The sequence below is a fragment of the Actinopolyspora biskrensis genome (assembly GCF_013408175.1).
GTDB classification, from domain to species: domain Bacteria; phylum Actinomycetota; class Actinomycetes; order Mycobacteriales; family Pseudonocardiaceae; genus Actinopolyspora; species Actinopolyspora biskrensis.
Genome location: NZ_JACBYW010000006.1, coordinates 402,225 through 421,315, shown reverse-complemented (window position 1 = coordinate 421,315; position 19,091 = coordinate 402,225). Strand labels below are relative to the sequence as shown.

At 69.0% G+C, this 19,091-nt stretch carries 20 protein-coding genes; 15 read left to right on the top strand and 5 right to left on the bottom strand.

Annotated elements, in window-relative coordinates:
- The first annotated feature begins 25 nt into the window (after positions 1–25).
- Positions 26–3,667: a transcription-repair coupling factor gene (gene mfd / locus FHR84_RS17645; RefSeq protein WP_179536617.1), complete on the top strand. Its 3,642-nt coding sequence runs from the start codon at positions 26–28 to the stop codon at positions 3,665–3,667.
- Positions 3,668–3,746: 79 nt separating this feature from the next.
- On the opposite strand, the gene FHR84_RS17640 is transcribed toward mfd, so the two are convergent.
- Positions 3,747–4,379 carry a hypothetical protein gene (locus FHR84_RS17640; RefSeq protein WP_179536616.1) on the bottom strand — a complete coding sequence of 211 codons (633 nt, stop codon included), beginning with the start codon at positions 4,377–4,379 and terminating at the stop codon, positions 3,747–3,749.
- Positions 4,380–4,620: 241 nt separating this feature from the next.
- Here FHR84_RS17640 and FHR84_RS17635 point away from each other — a divergent pair, with 241 nt between their 5' ends.
- From FHR84_RS17635 to FHR84_RS17615, 5 genes are read left to right on the top strand one after another with little or no spacing between them, the layout of a single operon-like run.
- Positions 4,621–4,902, top strand: a complete 282-nt coding sequence (locus FHR84_RS17635) for a hypothetical protein (RefSeq protein WP_179536615.1) — start codon at positions 4,621–4,623, stop codon at positions 4,900–4,902.
- Positions 4,899–6,170 carry an NsdA family TPR-like regulatory protein gene (locus FHR84_RS17630; RefSeq protein ID WP_179536614.1) on the top strand — a complete coding sequence of 424 codons (1,272 nt, stop codon included), beginning with the start codon at positions 4,899–4,901 and terminating at the stop codon, positions 6,168–6,170. Before FHR84_RS17635 ends, FHR84_RS17630 begins: the two co-directional genes overlap by 4 nt.
- Before the next feature lie 37 nt (positions 6,171–6,207).
- Entirely contained in the window at positions 6,208–6,945 is a 738-nt protein-coding gene (locus tag FHR84_RS17625; protein ID WP_179536613.1) for a TIR domain-containing protein, read from the top strand.
- Positions 6,942–8,930, top strand: a complete 1,989-nt coding sequence (locus tag FHR84_RS17620; protein WP_179536612.1) for a hypothetical protein — start codon at positions 6,942–6,944, stop codon at positions 8,928–8,930. Before FHR84_RS17625 ends, FHR84_RS17620 begins: the two co-directional genes overlap by 4 nt.
- Positions 8,927–9,298 carry a hypothetical protein gene (locus FHR84_RS17615; protein WP_179536611.1) on the top strand — a complete coding sequence of 124 codons (372 nt, stop codon included), beginning with the start codon at positions 8,927–8,929 and terminating at the stop codon, positions 9,296–9,298. The genes FHR84_RS17620 and FHR84_RS17615 overlap by 4 nt, the downstream gene beginning before the upstream one ends.
- A 118-nt stretch (positions 9,299–9,416) precedes the next feature.
- Here FHR84_RS17615 and FHR84_RS17610 read toward each other — a convergent pair whose 3' ends face one another.
- Positions 9,417–9,590, bottom strand: a complete 174-nt coding sequence (locus FHR84_RS17610; RefSeq protein WP_179536279.1) for a hypothetical protein — start codon at positions 9,588–9,590, stop codon at positions 9,417–9,419.
- 26 nt (positions 9,591–9,616) lie between these two features.
- Here FHR84_RS17610 and FHR84_RS17605 point away from each other — a divergent pair, with 26 nt between their 5' ends.
- Together FHR84_RS17605 and FHR84_RS17600 are read left to right on the top strand one after the other, a co-directional pair.
- Complete coding sequence (locus FHR84_RS17605; protein WP_218863030.1) at positions 9,617–9,835, top strand: hypothetical protein; 219 nt, start codon at positions 9,617–9,619, stop codon at positions 9,833–9,835.
- Complete coding sequence (locus FHR84_RS17600) at positions 9,832–10,173, top strand: type II toxin-antitoxin system PemK/MazF family toxin (RefSeq protein WP_179536609.1); 342 nt, start codon at positions 9,832–9,834, stop codon at positions 10,171–10,173. Before FHR84_RS17605 ends, FHR84_RS17600 begins: the two co-directional genes overlap by 4 nt.
- A gap of 46 nt (positions 10,174–10,219) precedes the next feature.
- Here FHR84_RS17600 and FHR84_RS17595 read toward each other — a convergent pair whose 3' ends face one another.
- Together FHR84_RS17595 and FHR84_RS17590 are read right to left on the bottom strand one after the other, a co-directional pair.
- A complete protein-coding gene (locus FHR84_RS17595) occupies positions 10,220–11,740 on the bottom strand; it encodes a glycerol-3-phosphate dehydrogenase/oxidase (RefSeq protein ID WP_179536608.1) in 1,521 nt (506 codons plus the stop codon).
- Positions 11,741–11,744: 4 nt separating this feature from the next.
- Complete coding sequence (locus FHR84_RS17590) at positions 11,745–12,332, bottom strand: TetR/AcrR family transcriptional regulator (protein WP_179536607.1); 588 nt, start codon at positions 12,330–12,332, stop codon at positions 11,745–11,747.
- A 17-nt stretch (positions 12,333–12,349) separates the two neighbouring features.
- Between FHR84_RS17590 and FHR84_RS17585 the strand changes: the two genes are divergently transcribed.
- Positions 12,350–13,963, top strand: a complete 1,614-nt coding sequence (locus FHR84_RS17585; RefSeq protein WP_179536606.1) for an FAD-binding oxidoreductase — start codon at positions 12,350–12,352, stop codon at positions 13,961–13,963.
- An 85-nt stretch (positions 13,964–14,048) separates the two neighbouring features.
- Positions 14,049–14,927, top strand: a complete 879-nt coding sequence (locus FHR84_RS17580) for a diacylglycerol kinase (RefSeq protein WP_179536605.1) — start codon at positions 14,049–14,051, stop codon at positions 14,925–14,927.
- Between the two features lie 129 nt (positions 14,928–15,056).
- Here the strand turns inward: FHR84_RS17580 and FHR84_RS17575 are convergent, their stop codons facing one another.
- Positions 15,057–15,320, bottom strand: a complete 264-nt coding sequence (locus FHR84_RS17575; protein WP_179536604.1) for a hypothetical protein — start codon at positions 15,318–15,320, stop codon at positions 15,057–15,059.
- A 162-nt stretch (positions 15,321–15,482) separates the two neighbouring features.
- Between FHR84_RS17575 and FHR84_RS17570 the strand changes: the two genes are divergently transcribed.
- From FHR84_RS17570 to FHR84_RS17550, 5 genes are all read left to right on the top strand, one after another.
- Positions 15,483–16,322, top strand: a complete 840-nt coding sequence (locus FHR84_RS17570) for a Scr1 family TA system antitoxin-like transcriptional regulator (RefSeq protein ID WP_179536603.1) — start codon at positions 15,483–15,485, stop codon at positions 16,320–16,322.
- Positions 16,315–16,503 carry a DUF397 domain-containing protein gene (locus tag FHR84_RS17565; RefSeq protein WP_179536602.1) on the top strand — a complete coding sequence of 63 codons (189 nt, stop codon included), beginning with the start codon at positions 16,315–16,317 and terminating at the stop codon, positions 16,501–16,503. The genes FHR84_RS17570 and FHR84_RS17565 overlap by 8 nt, the downstream gene beginning before the upstream one ends.
- Positions 16,504–16,599: 96 nt before the next feature.
- Positions 16,600–16,998, top strand: coding sequence for a hypothetical protein (locus tag FHR84_RS17560; RefSeq protein ID WP_179536601.1), 399 nt, complete (start codon positions 16,600–16,602; stop codon positions 16,996–16,998).
- Positions 16,995–17,624 (top strand): DUF3558 family protein, encoded by a 630-nt coding sequence (locus FHR84_RS17555; RefSeq protein ID WP_179536600.1) that lies wholly within the window; start codon positions 16,995–16,997, stop codon positions 17,622–17,624. The genes FHR84_RS17560 and FHR84_RS17555 overlap by 4 nt, the downstream gene beginning before the upstream one ends.
- A complete protein-coding gene (locus tag FHR84_RS17550) occupies positions 17,624–19,069 on the top strand; it encodes a PPE domain-containing protein (RefSeq protein ID WP_179536599.1) in 1,446 nt (481 codons plus the stop codon). The genes FHR84_RS17555 and FHR84_RS17550 overlap by 1 nt, the downstream gene beginning before the upstream one ends.
- Positions 19,070–19,091: the final 22 nt, after the last annotated feature.

The window sequence follows — 19,091 nt, the reverse complement described above, 5'->3', positions numbered from 1 at the left end:
CCTTCGTCGCGGTGCGAGGTTGTTCATGACCCAGGCTGGTCCCCTGGCGGGACTGCTCCAGACCCTGTCCCGTGATCCGGCGTTGGGGCGTATCGCTTCCGCGGCGGACTCCGAACGGCTCACGTTGGAAGGTCCCGCGGCCGCCCGTCCGTTCGTGGCCACGGCCCTGGCGGAGGGCAGCCGTTTCGGGGGGTCCGACCGCCCGGTGCTGTTGGTGACCGCCACGGACCGGGAGGGCGACGAGATCGCGGCCGCCGCCTCGGCCCTGCTCGGCCCCGAGGGCGTGGAGGTGATGCCCTCCTGGGAGACCCTGCCCCACGAGCGGCTGTCCCCGCGCGCCGACACGGTCGGGCGGCGTCTCGCCGTGCTGCGTCGGCTCGCTCACCCGGAGGAACACCCGCACGGCCCGCTCCGGGTCCTGATCACGACCGTGCGCAGCCTGATACAGCCGGTCGCCCCCGGGCTGGGGGAATTGACTCCGGTGCGATTGGGCGTCGGGGAGGAGCACGACTTCGAGCAGCTCATCGAGCGGCTCTCCGGGCTGGCCTACAGCCGCGTCGACATGGTCGAGAAGCGCGGTGAGTTCGCGGTGCGCGGTGGGATCGTCGACGTGTTCCCCCCGACCGAGGAACACCCGCTGCGGCTGGAGTTCTTCGGCGACGAGGTCACCGAGATCCGTCCGTTCTCGGTGGCGGACCAGCGCTCGCTCGGCAGCGATCAGGAGTCCGAACAGGCCGGTGAGCTGAACGCCCCGCCGTGCCGGGAGCTGCTGCTCACCCGGGACGTCCGCGAGCGCGCAGCCGAGCTCGCCGAGGGCCACTCCGGGGACGCGCAGTTGGGAGAGATGCTCAACAACATCGCCTCCGGTATCCCGGTCGAGGGCATGGAGGCCCTGATACCCGCCCTGTGCGCGGGCAAGATGCAGCTGCTCAGCGATCTCGTTCCCGAGGGCACCCACGTGGTGCTGTCCGATCCGGAGAAGGTCAGGGCCAGGGCGGCCGACCTGGTACGCACCGGGGAGGAGTTCCTCGAGGCCTCCTGGATGGTCGCGGCCGACGGTGGTCAGGCGCCGATCGATCTGGGGGCCTCGGCCTACCGGGGTCTGGCCGAGGTGGCCGAGTACACCCGCGGGCTGGGGATCCCCTGGTGGACGTTGACCCAGCTCAGCAGCGAGACGGGTGAGGCGGAGGGCGCCGATAGCACCGAGGACGGTGTCCTGCGGCTCGACTTCAAGCAGGTCGAACGGTACCGGGGAGACGTCCGGCGGGCCTTCGACGACCTGCGTACCCACACGGCCGGGGGAGGCGCGGCGCTGCTCGTGGTCCCCGGGACGGGCACGGCCCAGCGGGCGGTGCAGCAACTGCGCGAGGGGGAACTGCCCGCCAAGCACGCGGAGGAGGGTCTGGCCGCCGAGCCGGAGTCCGGCGTGGTGACGGTGGTGCGCGCGAACCTGGAGGACGGGCTCTCCGCTCCGGCGGTGGGGCTGGTCGTGCTGACCGAGACCGATCTGACCGGAGGCAGGGGCGGCACTTCCTCGGGCGACATGCGCAGGATGCCCTCGCGGCGGCGCAAGTCCGTCGATCCGCTGGCCCTGAAGGCCGGCGACTACGTGGTGCACGAGCAGCACGGGATCGGCAAGTACGTGGAGATGGTGCAGCGCAGCGTGGGCGGCGCCACCCGCGAGTACCTGGTGCTGGAGTACGCCTCCAGCAAGCGCGGCCAGTCCGGGGACAGGCTGTTCGTGCCGACCGACCAGTTGGACGAGATCTCCCGCTACGTCGGCGGTGAGACGCCGACGCTGAACAAGCTCGGCGGTTCGGACTGGAAGAACACCAAGGCCAAGGCGCGCAAAGCGGTCAAGGAGATCGCTTCCGAGCTCGTGCAGCTCTACGCCGCCAGGCAGTCGGCCCCGGGGCACTCCTTCGGCCCCGACTCGCCGTGGCAGCACGAGCTGGAGGACGCCTTCCCCTACACGGAGACCGGTGACCAGCTCGCCGCCATAGAGGAAGTCAAGGCCGACATGCAGAACACGGTTCCGATGGACCGGGTTATCTGCGGTGACGTCGGCTACGGCAAAACCGAGATCGCGGTGCGTGCCGCGTTCAAGGCGGTGCAGGACGGCAAGCAGGTGGCGGTGCTGGTGCCGACCACGTTGCTGGCGCAGCAGCACCTGAACACCTTCGTCGAACGGATGCAGTCCTTCCCGGTCAACATCAGGGGGCTGTCCCGGTTCACCGATCCCCACGAGTCCGAGCAGACGATCAACGGGCTGGCCTCCGGCGAGGTGGACGTCGTCATCGGAACGCACCGGCTGCTGCAGACGGGGGTGCGGTACAAGGACCTGGGCATGGTCATCGTCGACGAGGAGCAGCGCTTCGGTGTGGAGCACAAGGAGCACATCAAGCAGTTGCGCACCCACGTCGACGTGCTGACGATGTCGGCCACCCCGATCCCGCGGACCCTGGAGATGAGCATGGCCGGCATCCGCGAGATGTCGACCATCCTCACCCCGCCGGAGGAACGGCATCCGGTGCTGACCTACGTGGGCGGTTACGACGAGAAGCAGGTCGGGGCCGCGGTGCGTCGTGAGCTGCTGCGGGACGGCCAGGTCTTCTTCGTGCACAACAGGGTTCACGACATCGAGAAGACGGCGCGGCACCTGCGCGAACTGGTTCCTGAGGCGCGGATCGTAACCGCGCACGGTCAGATGAACGAGGACAGGCTGGAGAAGATCATCCAGGGTTTCTGGGAGCGCGAGTACGACGTGCTCGTGTGCACCACGATCGTGGAGACCGGTCTGGACATATCCAACGCGAACACGCTGATCGTGGACCGCTCGGACGCGCTGGGGCTGGCCCAGCTGCACCAGCTGCGCGGCAGGGTCGGACGTGCCCGCGAGCGGGGTTACGCCTACTTCCTGTACCCGCCGGAGAAGCCGCTGACCGACACTGCGCACGACAGGCTGGCCACCATCGCCCAGAACTCCGAGCTCGGGGCGGGCATGGCCGTGGCGATGAAGGACCTGGAGATCCGGGGGGCCGGCAACATCCTCGGGGCCGAGCAGTCCGGCCACATCGCCGGTGTCGGTTTCGACCTGTACATGCGGCTGGTCGGCGAGGCGGTGCAGGCCTACCGCGAGGAGGGCGGCCCCAGTCCCGAGGAGGACGAGGAACTCACCGACGTGCGGGTGGACCTGCCGGTCGACGCGCACATCCCCCACGACTACGTTCCGGGGGAGCGGCTGCGGCTCGAGGCCTACCGCAAGATCGCCGCTTCCTCGGGGGACGCCGATCTGGAAGCTGTGCGTGTCGAGCTGGCCGACCGCTACGGCCCGCTGCCGGATCCGGTGGAGCGGCTGCTGAAGGTGACGGCCTTCCGGCAGGTGTGCCGGCAACACGGTGTCACCGAGGTGACCCTGCAGGGCTCCTCGATACGGTTCGCCCCGCTGGAGCTGACCGATTCCGCCCAGATGCGGATGAAGCGGCTGTACCCGAAGGCGGTGTACAAGGCCGCGGTGCGGACGGTGTCGGTTCCGCGTCCCACGGAGGGGGCGGCCGGAGGGCGCATCGGGGCTCCGCAGCTGCGGGACGAGGCCCTGCTCGACTGGTGCGGCAAGCTGGTCGAGTCACTGACCGCCGCCCCCGAACCGGTATCGCAGAGCTCCTGACGGTGTTGAGCGGATCGGCCGGTGGTTGTGCCGCGGAGGCGCAACCACCCCGTCCCCGTTGGGACGGTTCCGGCGGGGGCTACCGGCCGGGATGGCGCAGTGCCGTCCGAGCGGCGTCGTTCAGCGCGGCCCGATCGGGCTTTCCGCGCTCGGAGCGTGGTGCGGCCTCGGACACGGTTACCGTGTTGCCTTCCCGAGCCGAGGAATAGTGCTTGCCCTCGAAATCCACATCGGCGTAGGCGAGTGAGTCACGCGAGAGCTCTTCGAGGTTGCCGGTTCCCTGAGCGTCCACCAGCTCCCGCAGTTTCACCGCGGAACCGGCGGTGGCCATCGTCGTCCGGGAAACGGCTACGACCATCGTGGCGCCGTCCCGATCGGGAACGGTCAGCAGCGTACGGCGCAGCTTTCGGCACGGATGCTTCGCGAAGAATCCCTTCACCCGTCCGTACGAGTGATTCACGCAGGACGCGGGGGCGTCCGAATCCACGGCGGTGAAAGTCGATCCGCCGTGCCGCCATGTCGGGTGCTCGGTTTCCTGCGTAGTGCCCGTGCCGAGCCCGTTCCCGACGAGCACCAGCGCTCCCAGCGAAAGCACCACTGCCACGAGAACTCCAGGCGGCCCCGAGGAAACATCGCCCGATCCCGGGGAGGACCGGTTGTGCGGGCGCACCTCGGTGCCGTCCTTCTTGGTGTAGCGGCGTACCTGAACCATCCGTGATCCCTGATGTGCTCCGGTCGAGAATTCCGTCTGCTGTGCGGCCGTTTCCCGTCGCCGGTGGCGCCGGGCAACGGGAAACACGTTTTGGACCCCTGGTGCTCGTCACCGGGGTTCACCACGATCCGGCGGTGATCCGGGGCTCCCCTGAACGGGACTTTCGCCGGACATTCCGTCGTGGAAGTCGGCCGCGGCGAGCGAAGTGGGGAGTGCGAGTGCGGGGGTGTACGGCGTGTGCGTGATCGCCCCGGATTTTTCCGCGCTCGTGCTGCCGGCGGTGTTCGAAGCGTGCCGAGGGCGAGCACGGCGATCGATCGCGCTGGTCTCATCGGGTGACGATCCGCGAATCGCGCCTTTCAAGATCACTTTCTCTCCTAGCGTGCCGCTCGATGTGTCAGCGCGTTCGGTTGGCTGTGAGTTCCGCTCACACCAGTACAGCGTGTTCGCTCACGAGAACCGCGAACAGCGGTTGCCCGTTGTCCGTGTTCGTGGGCAACAGGAAACCGGGAGGCAGATGTGAGTGAGCAATGCAGACTGTTCGGCACGGAGCTTCGACGGGCGCGTATCGCAGCTGGGCTCTCCTTGTCCGAATTGGCCGGACGGGTGCACTACAGCAAGGGGTACCTGAGCAAGGTCGAAACCGGTCGCAAGCAACCGATACCGGCGCTCGCGCGACTCTGCGACGACAAGCTCGGGGCCGGTGGGGAGCTGACCAAGCTGGTTCCGGAGCCCTCGTCCGAAGCACCACCGCGACCGGAGGAGAACGGTGAGGTGTGGTTTATGGGATCCGCCCGGGACGGCACGAGTTTCCGGACCTTGAATCGCCGCGGTCTGCTGGCAGCGGGGGCGGCTTCGGCCGTCTCCCTCGGTTCGAGGTCGAACAGCGGCTCGGCGATGGAGGAGAGGTCGCTGGAGACCTTTCGGACGATGTTCGGCCAGTTTCGCGAGCTGGGGCAGACAGCCAGCCACGCCGTGGTGCTACCCGCCCTCACCGCGCACGCGCACACCCTGAGTGAGCTGGCCACGCACGCCACTTCCCGAAACCGGGACGGCATTCTGGCTCTCGGCTCCCGCTACGCCGAGTACGCGGGGTGGATGGCCCAGGAAGCCGGCGAGGAACGAGCCGCACTGTGGTGGACCGATCGTGCGGCCGAGATGGCGGAGGCCGCAGGAGAGCACGGCTCGGCGAACCACACGCGGGTGCGTCACGCGTTGTTAGCGCTCTACCGGAACGACGCGTGGCGGACGATCGAGTTGGCCCAGCAGGCCGGAGACAGCCGTACTCCGCCCCGCCTCCGCGCGTCGGCCCTGCAACGCGAGGCGCAGGGACACGCCCTGGCCGGGGATCACGCCTCCTGCATGCGGAGCCTGGATCGTGCGCGTGAGGCGCACAGCGTCGCCGAACCGAACACCGTCCTGGCACTGGGGACCACGAATCTGGTGGATCCCGTCGCGATGGTGACCGGTTGGTGCCTGCACGATCTCGGGCGCCCCGGTGAGGCGAGTTCGGTGCTGGATCACGAGATCCAACGTGTACCGGTGCACGCCTCGCGTTCCCGGGCCCGTTACGGGGTTCGCCGCGCCCTCTCCCACGCGGCGGCGGGCAACGTCGAGCACGCCTGCGCGATCACCGAGCGGGTGCTCGACACCGTCGACGCGGTCGAGTCGGCGACCGTGACCACCGACCTGCGGCGGCTGGACCGCACGCTCGCCCGGTTCCGCGGGAACCCTTCGGTGAAGGACCTGACCCCGCGCCTGACCCAGTCGCTGCGCGTTCGCACCGGCTGAACGAGAGAACCGATTTCCGTTGTGAAAGGAGAATTCGGTGGCGGACATCTTCGTCAACTACCGGACCGGGGACGGTCACGATGCCGCAGTCGCCGTGGAACGGGAGCTTTCCCGGCGGTTCGGCGACGAGAAGGTCTTCCGTGCCAGCAAGTCGATTCGGCCCGGTGACGACTTCCGCGGTGCGTTGACGCGGGGTTCCAGCGGTGCTCGGGTGCTGCTGGTGCTCATCGGCGATCGTTGGCTCTCCATGCGTGACGCGGAGGGCAACGTGCTGCTGGACAAGGAGGACGACTGGACCCGCGCCGAGATCCTCAACGCGCTGGAGTCCGGTACCCGGGTGATCCCGGTGATGTGCGGGCGGAGCCTGCCGCGACTCTCCGCGTCCGATCTTCCTCCTGCGCTGACGCCGCTGGCGGACTGCCAGTCGCTGCGCTACGACAGCGGGAACGCCGAGCACGATCTGGCGAAGATCGCCCACGAGCTCGTCGAACTCGTCCCGGGCCTCGAGGACCGGACGGTGCGGAAGGAACCGGAGGGGACGGGCACGCGCAACTCGGTCAACAACACGACCGCCGAGTGGGTGGTGCAGACCCACGAGTTCCACCAGGGAAACAGAACCGACATCGGCACTGTCCACGGGAGTGTGCACAGCGGCGGCGGTCCTCAGTACAACAACACCTTCAACGGTGACGGGACCAACTACGTGGCCGGGTCCAACCACGGCGGAATCAGCCAGAACTTCGGCGAGAAGAGCGGAGGCGAGCGTGACAATTGACCGACATCGACGAGGTATACGGTCACGTGCACACCGGCTCGGGGGATCAGTTCATCGAGCCGAAGGTGGTCATGAACTTCCTGCGGGAAACCACCGAGTACATGCGCGAGAGCGGGGTGATCTCGCGAAATGACCTCGGTTGGCTCAAGCGCCTTTTCGTGCCGCCGCAGGGATTCGGTCTCGCACGGGAACGGTTGAGCGACACCCGGGCGGTGCTGCTGCACGGTCCCGTCGGAAGCGGTCGCCGCAGCGCGGCGAAGATGCTGCTGCACGAACTGTCCGACGAGACGAGCTCCTTCGCGGAGTTCACCGAGGAAGCGCTCTCCGCCGAAGTCAAGCTGTTTCCGGACAAGGTCGGTTACGGTCAACGCCTCCTGCTGGATCTCACGCGGGGTGACCCGGACACGTTGAGTGCCCGTCGCCGTGAGCTCCCGGCTCTTCGTGCTGCGCTGGACGAGCAGAAAGCCCGTCTGGTGGTCGTGTTGCCGTACGACGGGAAGGACTGGGCCGATGAGGAGCTGGCCCGGCAGTTCGTCGAGATGGCGCGGCCTTCGGGACACGTGGTACTGCGGAGGCACCTGGAGGAAGCGGGGATCGCGCTACCCGAAGAGGAGGAGCTCGCCCCGGAGTTGCTCCAGTACTTGACCGGCCCGCTCCGCGACATCGCCAAGCTGGCGAGTCTCGTCGTGCGGGTCGAGAAGGATCACCCCGACTGGTGGGTGTCCGAGTGGCTGCAAGCAGCCCTGGCGGCGGTTACGGAACGTCGGGAGGAGGCCGCCAAGCAGGTGGCGCGGTACTCGGAGGCACGGCAGCGCGCGGTGCTGTTCGCCGCCGCGATGTGCTGCGAGGCCTCCGCCGACGCGGTCTTCTTCGTCGCGCAGAACCTCATGGAGCTACTGGGGCTGACCGACCGGGAAAAACCGAGGTTGGAACAACGCGGTCATCGCAGCCAGCTCGAGGACCTCGAGGTCCGGCCGGACCAGCACGGTGAACGCGTCGGTTTCAGGTCCTTCGCCTACGACAGGGCGTTGCGTTCCCACTTCTGGGAGAACTACCCGGATCTGCGCCCCTGGTTCTGCAAGTGCAGCGAGAACGCGGTTTTCTCCGCATGGCTCAGTCGCCGTGATCGGCGGAACCTCGTGGACCGGTACCTCGAACACGGCCTGAACACCGGGTGTGTCGAGGGAATCATCCAGACGATCAACAGGTGGAGCGACACCGAACGGAATTCCTCTCCGGCATACTGGATACAGTTCGCTGACCAGGCGCTCGTCATCGGCCTCAACGATCGGCGCTACGGTACGCGGTTTCGTCGTCTCGTCTACGACTGGTCCTGCGACGAGAACCTGACAGCTCCGGTCGGACAGCTCCTGGTGCACGTCTGCACCGAGGTGATCGCACCGGAGTTCCCCGAGCAGGCGATGGTGCGGCTGCATCAGCGTGCTCGGAGAGAGGTCGATCCCGCCGAGCCGACCGCGCGACAGGCCTTGCGCGGGCTGGCCCTGGCGGACCGCGGCATGCTGCGCCGGGTGATCCACAGGTTCGCCACCGAGTTCCGGGAATTGCGATGGTGGAAAGTGGATCCGGACCTGTTCGCGGAGATGCTCGATCCGTGGTGCCTGCTCGATGACGGCGGGGCGACGAAGCCCCTTGCGGCCGAGTCGGTCGTGCGGTCGGAACTCGTGTTGAGCTGGCGCACCATGATGGACAACCGGCCGGATCTGACCTGGTCGACGGTGCGGTGGTGGTTGGAGGCCGCCGGTCGCTCGTGGAATCCGGATCTCCTGCTGTGGGTCCTCGTCGAGGCGGCGGGCCACGAAATCGAGGCGCTCGGCAAGCTCCACGTGACGGCACGTGACTGGAGCCAGGTATCCGGGGGAGCTCCCGGCGTGGCCGCACGTCTGACCCGGCTGATCGATTCCTACCAGGGGATCGACGACGTGGATTACACCGTGGCTTCGAGTGCCGAGGAGGCGAGTCCGTGACGAAGGAGAACCGCATCCTGTTCACCGGCCTGGCGGTCGCCTTCGTGCTTCCGCTCGTGCTCGGCTGGTTGCTCGCTTGGCCCGCCTGGGTGACCGTTCCGCTGTTCGTGATGGTGCTGGTGGGGATCTACCGCAAGCTCGTGTACGGAACCCGCACCGTCGCCGATCAGGTGGGAGCGTTGTTGGACAAGCTCGGCCTCCACCAGGAGAACGCGGTGCGCGCCATGACCGCGAACCGCCTGGCCAAGATGATCGAGGCTTCCGGCAACACCGCGGCGGCGGCCGAGGTGCGCAGTCGGTTCGACTCCCCGCGACCGTACGGCACGGCGAGCTCACAGCACTCCGCGCGGAACATCTTCTCGAAATGAAGTCTTGCGGTTCGCAGGAGCTCTCGAACGTGGGGAGGCGGACAGTTCGGGAAGATTGGCAGAGTACCCGCCGGGCGACCGCGCTCTGTTCGATGGTGGACACGGCTGAGTCCACCACTCAGCCCGGGCACGTCCGGCGGGTGCTCCGCTCTCCCCCCAGCGCCTCCCGGCCCGCGGGCAGCGCGGCCTCCCGGTCGCGGGCCACCACCCCGACGCGGGTCCTGCGGTCGAGCAGGTCGTCGACGTCCAGCGCACCCTCGTGCCGCACGGCGGACCAGGAGGTTATCGACAACTTCTCAGATGTGGCATACTCGAAGTATGCAAACGAGTATGCGAATTGATTCTAATAATCGGGACACGCTGGCGCGCATCGCCGAACGTGACTACGGAGGTGCGAGCCTGGACGAGACCGTGGCCCGGCTGGCCTTCGAGCACGAGTCCTTCACGGCCCTGGCGCGCCTGTCCGACGATGAGCTGCAGGATTACCAGGACGAGCAGCAGGGGCTGGCCGAATCGGACATGGGCACCTCGGAATGACCGAACGCTCCCTGCGTCCCTGGCAGGTGTGGTGGGTCGACTTCAACCCGCGGATCGGGCACGAACAGGCAGGCCTTCGTCCCGCAGTGGTCATCTCCACTGCTTTCGAGTGCGCCCTGCCCAACGGGCTCACCATCGTAGTGCCCTGCACCAACACCGATCGTAGCTTGCCGTACCAGCCACGTTTGGGCAGCCTCAATCAGCCCACGTTCGCCATGTGCGACCACGTCAAATCGATCAGTCAGCAGCGCCTGCGTCGCCGTCACAGCGCGCGGATCACACCAGAGGAGATCGACAGGATCAAGTTCGCGCTGCGTGGCATCATCGATATCAACTAGATGCGTTGAGACCGTTCCGCGCTCTGGTCCGGCGGTTGCTCCGCTCTCACCCCAGCGCCTCCCGGGCGGCGGGCAGCGCTGCCGCTCGGTCACGGGCCACCACCCCGACGCGGGTCCTGCGGTCGAGCAGGTCGTCGACGTCCAGCGCGACCTCGTGGCGCACGGCGAAGCGCAGCTCGGCGGGGGTGACCGACAGGCCCTCGGCCACCGGTTCCGACTCCGCCGGATCCCCCGCTGCCTGCTCGAGCACGGCGGGGGCCTCGGTGCCGTACCGGGCGACGAGGCGGCGGGGAGCCGGTACCCGCGACAGCCGCGCCCGGGCGTCCGCGCCCACCAGCGGCAGCCTTTTGGTCCTGCACGGCCCTGCCGTGAGACCGGCGTGCCGGACCGCCGCGTCCACCGCGTCCTCGGCCATGCGGCGGTACGTGGTCAGCTTGCCGCCGACCACGCTGACCACACCGCTGCCTCCCGGAAGCACCGCGTGGCTCCGGGACAGGTCGGCGCTGCCGCCCGCGCCGCCGTCCAGCAGCGGGCGCAGCCCCGAGTAGGTGTCGAGCACGTCGGCGGAGCTCAGCGGTTCGGTCAGCACGGTGTTGATCGTCTCCAGCAGGAAGTCCACCTCGTGCGCCGCGGCCTCCGGAACGTCCGGTACCGGCTCCGGCGCCTCCTCGTCGGTCAGTCCGATGTGGATCCTTCCGTTGTCCGCCGGCAGTGCGAAGACGAACCGGTTGGTCGTGCCCGGAACCGGTACCGTCAGCCCCGCGTCGAGCCCGGGCAGCGAGTCGGCCGAGACCACCAGGTGCGTCCCCCGGCTGGGGCGCAACGTGAGCTCGGGGGCGACCTCGCCGGCCCACACCCCGGCCGCGTTGACCACAGCACCTGCCCGGACGCGCACGGTCTCCCCGCTGATCCGGTCGCGCAGCACGGCCCCCTGGCCGGTCACGTCCTCCGCGGCGCAACGGGTGAGCACCCTGGCCCCGTGCCCGGCCGCGGTGCGCGCGAGCGAGGTGACCAGCCTGGCGTCGTCGGTGAGCTGTCCGTCCCAGGCCAGCAGCCCGCCACGCAACCGCTCGTGCCGAACGGGTGGCGCCATGCGCAGGGTCTCGGCCGCGCTGATCCGCCGGGAACCGGGCAGCGCCGCGGAACCGGTCCGCGCCGCCAGGCGCAGCGCGTCCCCGGCGAGGAAGCCCGCCCGCACCAACGCGGCCTGCCGCGTGCCCGTCTCCGGGAGCAGCGGTACCAGCTGCGGCAGCGGACGTGTCAGGTGTGGTGCGGTGGTGCGCAGCAGGACGCCGCGCTCCACGGCGCTCTCGTGGGCTATGCCGACGTCGCCGGAGGCCAGATAGCGCAGTCCGCCGTGGACGAGCTTGGAACTCCACCTGCTGGTGCCGAACGCCAGGTCGTGCTTCTCGGCCAGCACCACCGACAGCCCGCGGGAAGCGGCGTCGAGAGCGGTTCCGGCTCCGGTGACTCCGCCACCCACCACCAGCAGGTCCACCCGCTCGGTTTCGGCCAGTTCGGACAGTTCTCGGTCTCTGCGGGCGGCGTTGAGCGAGGTGTCGCGCATCGGTTCACTCCTTCGCGGGGGAGTCGGCGGGGCGCAGGTAGTTCTCGAGCACCGACCGCAGTTGTTCGTCCAGGCGGTCGGCGGGCAGCTGGTCCGCCACGATGCGCGGGGAGAGCACGGCGGACTGCGTGACCAGCAGCAGCATCGCCGCGAGTTCCTCGGGGTCCCCGTCGGTGATCGAGCCGTCCCGCTGGCCCTCCCGTACCGCCGAGGCGAACACCTCCAGGATCTCCCGTTGGCTGGTGCCGAGCCGGTCGAAGGTGTAGGTGATGAGCAGTTCCGGATCGGTCTCCAGGATCTTGCGCAGCAGCGGGTGCTCGCGCACGGCCGCGACGGTGCTCACGATCCGGTCCACGCCGCGCACCCGCGCGTTGCCCGCGGTCGCACCGTCCCCGGGCAGCAGCGAGCGGAGTTCCCGGGTCAGCAGGTCGGCCGTCAGCGAGCGCACGTCCTGCCAGCGCCGGTAGACGGTCGGCCTGCTCACTCCGGCGCGCCGGGCCACCTCGGTCAGCGTCGTACGACGCATCCCGACGGCGAGGACGCAGTCGCGCACCGCGTCCAGGATGGCCTCTTCGTTACGACTTGACGTCATGTGTAAAACTGTAGCGCATGACCGCACCGCACAGCCGCACCCCGACCCCGGCGTGGAACGCCTGGGGCAGCACGGAGGACGCGAGTCCGCTGGACGAGAGCCTTCGCACGCTGCTGGAGGAGGGACTGGGGGTGCGACGTCGCGACACGCCTCCGGTCGACGAGAGCGAGGTGCGGATACGGGACTCGGAGCTGCCCGCCGAGGTGCGCTCCGAGCTCGAGGGGATCGTCGGCGCTTCCCGGGTCCGGACCGACGATCACACGCGTTTGCGGCACGCGGGAGGCAAGAGCACCCCGGACCTGCTGCGGCGCCGCTCCGGGGACGCCGACGTCGCCGACGCCGTCGTCCTCCCCGGCGGGCACGAGGAAGTCGAGAACGTGCTGCGCAGCTGTTCCCGCCACGGCATCGCCGTAACGGCCTTCGGCGGGGGAACCAGCGTGGTCGGCGGGGTGGAGCCGCGGCGCGACGGATTCGCCGCCGTGGTCACCCTGGACCTCGCGCGACTGGACGGGTTGCTGCGGTTGGACTCCGAGTCCGCCACGGCGACGCTGCAGGCGGGACTGCGCGGCCCCGAGGCCGAGGAGCTGCTCGGCGCGCACGGGTACTCGCTCGGCCACTTCCCGCAGAGCTTCGAGTACGCCACCATCGGCGGTTTCGCGGCCACCAGGTCCTCCGGGCAGGCCTCGGCGGGATACGGGCGGTTCGACGACATGGTCGTCGACCTGAGAGTCGCCACCCCGCGCGGAACCCTCGGTCCGGGACGAGCGCCCGCCTCGGCGGCGGGACCGGACCTGCGGCAACTGCTGCTCGGTTCGGAGGGAACGCTCGGGGTGATCACCGAGGTGACGGTGCGGATACACCCGAAGCCGGCCGAGAAGCACCACGAGGCGTGGTCCTTCCCCGATTTCGGCTCCGGATCGGCCGCGTTGCGCGACCTCGCGCAGACCGGGGCGCTGCCCACCGTGGCCCGCCTCTCCGACGAGGTGGAGACCGGGCTCAACCTCTCCTCGGCCGAGGTGGGCGTCCAGGCCGCTTCGGACGGTTGCCTGCTGATCACCACCTACGAGGGCAGTGCCGAGCACGTGGCGGCGCGGCACGCCGAGGCGGCGGCGCTGCTGCGCGCGGCCGGGGGGACCCCGCTCGGCGCGGACCCCGCGATCTCCTGGGAGAAGGGCCGGTTCCACGCGCCCTACCTGCGCGATGCGCTGCTGGACGTCAACGCGCTGGCCGAGACCCTGGAGACCGCGACGAGCTGGTCGAACCTGCACGCCACCCGCACCGCGGTGCGGGACGCGCTGACGGAGTCCCTCACCGAGCAGGGAACGCCGCCGCTGGTCATGTGCCACGTTTCGCACGTCTACCCGACCGGTGCCTCGCTGTACTTCACCGTGGCCTGCGCGCGCGGCCGGGAGCCCGTCGAGCAGTGGCGGCGGGCCAAGCGGGCCGCGGCCGAGGCGATCGCGGCGGCCGGGGCCACGATCACGCACCACCACGCGGTCGGTCTGGACCACAGGGAGTGGATGACCGACGAAGTGGGTGGCCTCGGTGTGGAGGTGCTGCGCGCGGTCAAGTCCGCTGTGGACCCCGAAGGGGTGCTCAACCCCGGCAAGCTGATCCCGGACGGTGTTTGACCGGCCGACTGATCGATTGACCCCCTCCGCTCGGTCGTGTCGCCCGGCCGGAGAGCACCCCGCTCCGCGGGAGGAAGGTGGAGCCTTGTCCGGTGGGATCGCGCTGCTCGTCAATCCGGCTTCGGGAGGAGGGCAGGCCCGGGACGCGGCGCGGCGCGCGGCGCGGTCGTTGCGCGCGGGCGGGGCGGTTGTCGACGAGCTGGTGGGATGCGACGCCGCCGAGTCGGCCGAGCTGGCCCGCCGAGCCGTGCACGCCGGGGTCGACGCGCTGGTGGCCTGCGGCGGCGACGGCATCGCGAACATCGCGTTGCGGGCGGTGGTGGGAACGTCCACCCCGATGGGGTTGGTCCCGGCGGGAACCGGCAACGACTACGCGCGGATGCTGGGGATCCACGGCAGTGATCCGGAGACGGCCGCGCGCGTGGTGCTGGACGGTGGAACCAGGGTGATCGACGCCGCGCGCTGCGGGGATCGCTGGTTCGGAACGGTGCTGGCGGGCGGGTTCGACGCCAGGGTCAACGAGCGCACCAACCGCATGTCCTGGCCGCGCGGCAAGTGGCGCTACAACCTGGCCGTGCTCGCCGAACTGGCCAGGCTGCGGCCGCTGGACTACGTGCTGGAGCTGGACGGCGAGCGCAGGCACACGCGGGCCGTGCTCGTGGCGGTCGGCAACGGCCCCAGCTACGGCGGCGGGATGCGGATCTGCCCCGATGCCGTTCCCGACGACGGGCTGCTCGACGTGACCGTGATCGGCCAGGTCGCGGCCCGGCGGCTGATCCGCGTGCTGCCCACGGTCTACAGTGGAAAGCACGTGGAGTACTCCCAGGTGAGCACCTTCAGGGCCCGGAGGGTCTCGTTGTCCGTCCCGGGAGTGACCGCCTACGCGGACGGGGAGCCGCTGGCCGGGGCGCCGTTGGACGTGGAGTGCGTGCCGCGCGCGGTCGACGTCCTGGTTCCCGGCTGACGAAGCACCCCGCGGTCGTCGCTCCCCGATGTCGGGGCCGCTGCTCGAGGTGCCCTCCAACGCGGCAAGGCGCCGACTCACGTGACGGCTACCCGAGCAACTACGCAGAGTTCCGCCGCAGTTCGCGACTCAGAAGTCCCAGATGACTCCGGAGCAGTCCCGCTGCTCGGCGAGCTCGCCGCAGCGGGGGCACTGCCGCTGGATCGCGGCCGTGCTCGGGACGCGGCCCGCTGGGGTCGGGAACGGCAGCCGGATCCAGTGGTGGCACAGCGTCGGCACCCACTCGCCGGGTGGCTGTGCCCCGGGGATCACCTCGGTGGCGTGCCGGACGTCGGTGGACAGCCCGACGATCCAGAACACGTCGTCGCGCTCGTCGTACGGGTTCGGAAACATGGTCGCCCTTTCGGATCAATTCCAGTTCAGCGCCTTACTCCGGTGAAGCTAGATCGCTAAGCTGTGTTTCACGAATTTGTGAAGCTGCAGGGCAAAGCAAATTCGTGGAGATCATTTGTCTCAGACGCGAGACAGGGCGACAGCGAATCGGGAGGTCGACTCGTGGGTGAAGGCAAGAAGCTGCGTCAGATCGGGCTCGGTGTGCAACTGCGCGAGCTCAGGGAAAAAAGCGGAATGACCACCCGATCGGTGGCATCCTCGCTCGGGTTGTCACCTGCTTCGGTGAATCGAACCGAGTTGGGACAACGTCTTCCTGGGCGGGACGAGATGAATGCCCTCTGCGCCCTGTACGGCGTCACGGGCGAACAGAAGCTTCTGCTCGTGCAGCGAGCGACCGAGGACAGTACGGCGTGGCTGGAGATGGCCTCCGGTGAGCCCGATCAGCTGGCCAGTTTGATGACGTTGGAGCGGGAGGCTTCCGCTATTACGAGCGTCGAGATCGCTCTGATCCCCGGACTGGCACAGACTTCCGACTACTCTCGGCGGTTGATTGCCACTTCCGACGTCACGGGACAGGATCCGGAGCACAGGGTAGCGACGCGTCTTAGCAGGCAAGCAGTTCTGTCGCGACCGGATCCCCCGCGTGTGACCTTCCTCATCGACGAGAGCGCATTGCACCGCACCCTCGGGAACGTAGGAGTGGTGAAGGAACAGCTCGAACATCTGCTGGTGATTCAACGGCGCGAGAACGTCGTAGTTCGGGTCGTTCCGCTCAGTTCGGCGGCACATCCTGCGTTGGACGGTGCTTTCTCGCTGTACGAGCTTCCGGACGGCAGCGCGCACGTGTACGTGGAGGCCCGCTACTTCGGGGTTTTCCTGACCGAACCCGCTGATGTTGGTCCGTACATCCAGTCCCGTTGGGACCTTGAGGAACACGCGTTGGATGAGCAGAGTTCCAGAGAGTTGATCGCCGAGGTCATGGGGAGGATGAGCGATGAGTGAGCTTGTGTGGCACAAGAGCAGTAGGAGCGGATCTCGGCACAACTGCGTGGAGGTGGCGTTGGTCTCGGACGGGGCGCTGGTGCGGGACTCCAAGGCTCCGGAGGAGGCGCGCGTCGCGGTGCCGGCGGATCAGTGGCGCCGGTTCCTCGCGCAGGTCAGCGCGGGACGCTACGACACCTGAGGCTTCGCGGGCGGAGCCTGATCGAACCGGGACACGACGCGCTGATCGTCTGGCAGACTGCGTCTCGGAGGATCCGGTCGGACAGGAGGTTCGTGCGTGGCCGAGGTTCAGATGGCCGTGATGGGCGACGGGATGATCGCCAAGCCCGCCGACGCGCCGCAGGCGATCGCCTCGGGCGCGGCCACCGGCATGAGTTACCAGGTCGACCGTGAGCAGATCCCCGAGGTCATCACCAAGCTTCAGCGAGCTCTGGGGCACTTGGACGATGCTGAGCGGGAAGCCCTGCAGCACGATCGCATCGTTCCTCCTGGTGGTGACCCGTACAGCCAGCAGGCGGTCAAGGCCATGGGGCCGGAATTGGTGAACAATTACGTAACCTCGAATAAGCAGGACAAGGCGAACATTCAGGCGATAATGGAGAACCTCGAAGCGGCAATGCGGCGCTATGACGCCGATGACGACGAGGCGGCCCGCCGGTTCAGGGCGGAGGCGTGACGGTGCGACACAAGCTTGCCCTGACGAGTGCCGCGCTGTCGGCGGTGGTCCTGCTGGCCGGGTGCGGTTCGGGCGCGGGCACCACGGACACCTCGGAGCAGCCGTCGTCCTCTTCGGTGAACATGCACGGTGCTCCGAAGGTGCAGGAGCCCTTGGATACCGAGGCGTTCCAGCAGAAGCCGTGCAGTGTTCTCGAAAAGGGACAGATCGAGACCCTGGACATGCAGCAATGGGAGCCCGAAGTGGATAAGGAAGCCACGGGAGGACCAAGCTGCAGTTGGCAGTACATGGGTGGGCCACCGGACTACACGGTTTCCAGTACTGGTGTGACCTTCATGGTCAACGGGGACGGGCTGAAGAATACTTACTTCAGGCGCGGACAAGGCGTTTTCGAATACTTCCGGGAACTGGAACCAATCGCTGGGAAACCGGCTGTCGCGGCGGGTAGCTCGGCTAGTACGCCAGAGCAGGAAGGAACCTGCGAGGTCGAGGTCGGCGTTACCGACAGCTTGACCTTCCTCACTCAGGTTCAGCTCGGCGAAGGCTCACCCTACGCGGACGATCCGTGCGGGCGTGCCCGTGACGTGGCGACCGAGGTCGTGAAGACGCTGAAGGCGGGTGCCTGATGGGCTGGGGCATGGACGTGGTCAACAACGTCGTGGAGGGCGTCCAGGACGCGGGCAACGCCGTCGTCGACGGGGTGCAGCGCGCCGCGAGCTCCACCGCCGAGGGGTTCAACAGCGCCTGCGACTGGGTGCACGACCAGCTGACCCCTGACATCCGTCCGGAGGGGACGGACGGCCACCAGATCTACGTGTGGTTCCACCACGGAGCCGGAACCGGCAGCCTCGACGAGGCCGTGCGGGGCTGGGGCAAGGTCTCCGAGAAGCACTCCGAGGTGGCGACCGAGCTCGACGGTGCCCTCGGCATGATGCGCTCCTCCTGGCAGGGCGAGGCCGCCGAGGCGGCGCAGAGCTCGATCCGCCCGCTGCGCGACGCCGCCGACACGGCGGGCAGCCGTTGCCGGGAGGCCGGAAAGGTGCTGGAGGCGCAGAGCTCCGGCTTCAACGAGAGCAAGAAGAACGTCGTCGACGTGCCCTCCGAGCCGCCGACGATGAACCCGCTGACGGTTCCCGCCAATCCGGCGGGCTACGCGGTCGAGGCCCAGAGCTACCAGGCGCAGCAGCAACAGAACCAGATGTCGCTGCGCGGCTACGGCGACACCACCGGCGGAAACACCGGGGCGGTTCCGTCCTTCGACGGGCACAAGGAGGCCTCCAAGCCCCCGCCGCCCGACGGCCGGGAACCGGGTGGCGGCACCGGCGTCGGCGGGTTCGGTGTCGGCGGCAGCGGCGACGGCTCCGGTTCGGACGTCGCCCGCATCGGTGGGACCGGTGCGGGGGGCTACTCGGGCCCGGCCGGAACCGACCAGGCCGGCACGTCCGGGCACACCGGCACCGGCTCCGGGACCGCCGCCGGCGGCAGCACCGGATCCGGCGCTTCCGGTGGTGGCCACGGCGGCGGCAGCGGTTCCCCAGGGGGAACGCGGTCCGCGTGGTGGTCACAGCGCGATTCCGTCGATACGGACCCCTTCGCCGGGGACCAGCGCGGCGCGCTCGCGGGCGCAGCGGGTGGTGCCGGGCTGGCGGCCGGTGGTGCCGTCCTCGGTGGCGGTCTGCTCGGAGGAAAGGCCGAGGGCGCGGGCATCAGCGGTCGCGGCATCCCCGGCACCGGCGCGGGAACCGGAACCGGCACGGGCGGTCGCGGTGGCACCGGGTCGCTGCCCGGCGGTGGGAGCGGCGGTGTCGGCAGCGCCCCTCCGACCTCGGGTGCGACCACCGGTGTCGGGGCGGCCCGCGCGACCACGGGCGCCGGTGCCCCGATGGGCGGCGCCGGGGGGCGCGGCCAGCAGCAGGGCGGTGAGGGCGACGACACGCACGAGCGTCCCGACTGGCTGCTCGACGAGAACGACCCCAACGAGCTGTTCGGCACCGACGAACGCACCGCCCCGCCGGTCATCGGGGCGACCAGCGCCGAACAGGCCCGAGCCGAACGGGGAGAGCAGCGGTGAGCGCGATGAGGACAGTGCGCGG

Excerpts from the sequence above, each read along its gene's own strand:
- mfd (WP_179536617.1), top strand. The coding sequence starts at position 26 with ATGACCCAGGCTGGTCCCCTGGCGGGACTGCTCCAGACCCTGTCCCGT.
- FHR84_RS17640 (WP_179536616.1), bottom strand. The coding sequence starts at position 4,379 with ATGGTTCAGGTACGCCGCTACACCAAGAAGGACGGCACCGAGGTGCGC.
- FHR84_RS17605 (WP_218863030.1), top strand. The coding sequence starts at position 9,617 with ATGCAAACGAGTATGCGAATTGATTCTAATAATCGGGACACGCTGGCG.
- FHR84_RS17600 (WP_179536609.1), top strand. The coding sequence starts at position 9,832 with ATGACCGAACGCTCCCTGCGTCCCTGGCAGGTGTGGTGGGTCGACTTC.
- FHR84_RS17595 (WP_179536608.1), bottom strand. The coding sequence starts at position 11,740 with ATGCGCGACACCTCGCTCAACGCCGCCCGCAGAGACCGAGAACTGTCC.
- FHR84_RS17590 (WP_179536607.1), bottom strand. The coding sequence starts at position 12,332 with ATGACGTCAAGTCGTAACGAAGAGGCCATCCTGGACGCGGTGCGCGAC.
- FHR84_RS17585 (WP_179536606.1), top strand. The coding sequence starts at position 12,350 with ATGACCGCACCGCACAGCCGCACCCCGACCCCGGCGTGGAACGCCTGG.
- FHR84_RS17575 (WP_179536604.1), bottom strand. The coding sequence starts at position 15,320 with ATGTTTCCGAACCCGTACGACGAGCGCGACGACGTGTTCTGGATCGTC.
- FHR84_RS17565 (WP_179536602.1), top strand. The coding sequence starts at position 16,315 with ATGAGTGAGCTTGTGTGGCACAAGAGCAGTAGGAGCGGATCTCGGCAC.
- FHR84_RS17550 (WP_179536599.1), top strand. The coding sequence starts at position 17,624 with ATGGGCTGGGGCATGGACGTGGTCAACAACGTCGTGGAGGGCGTCCAG.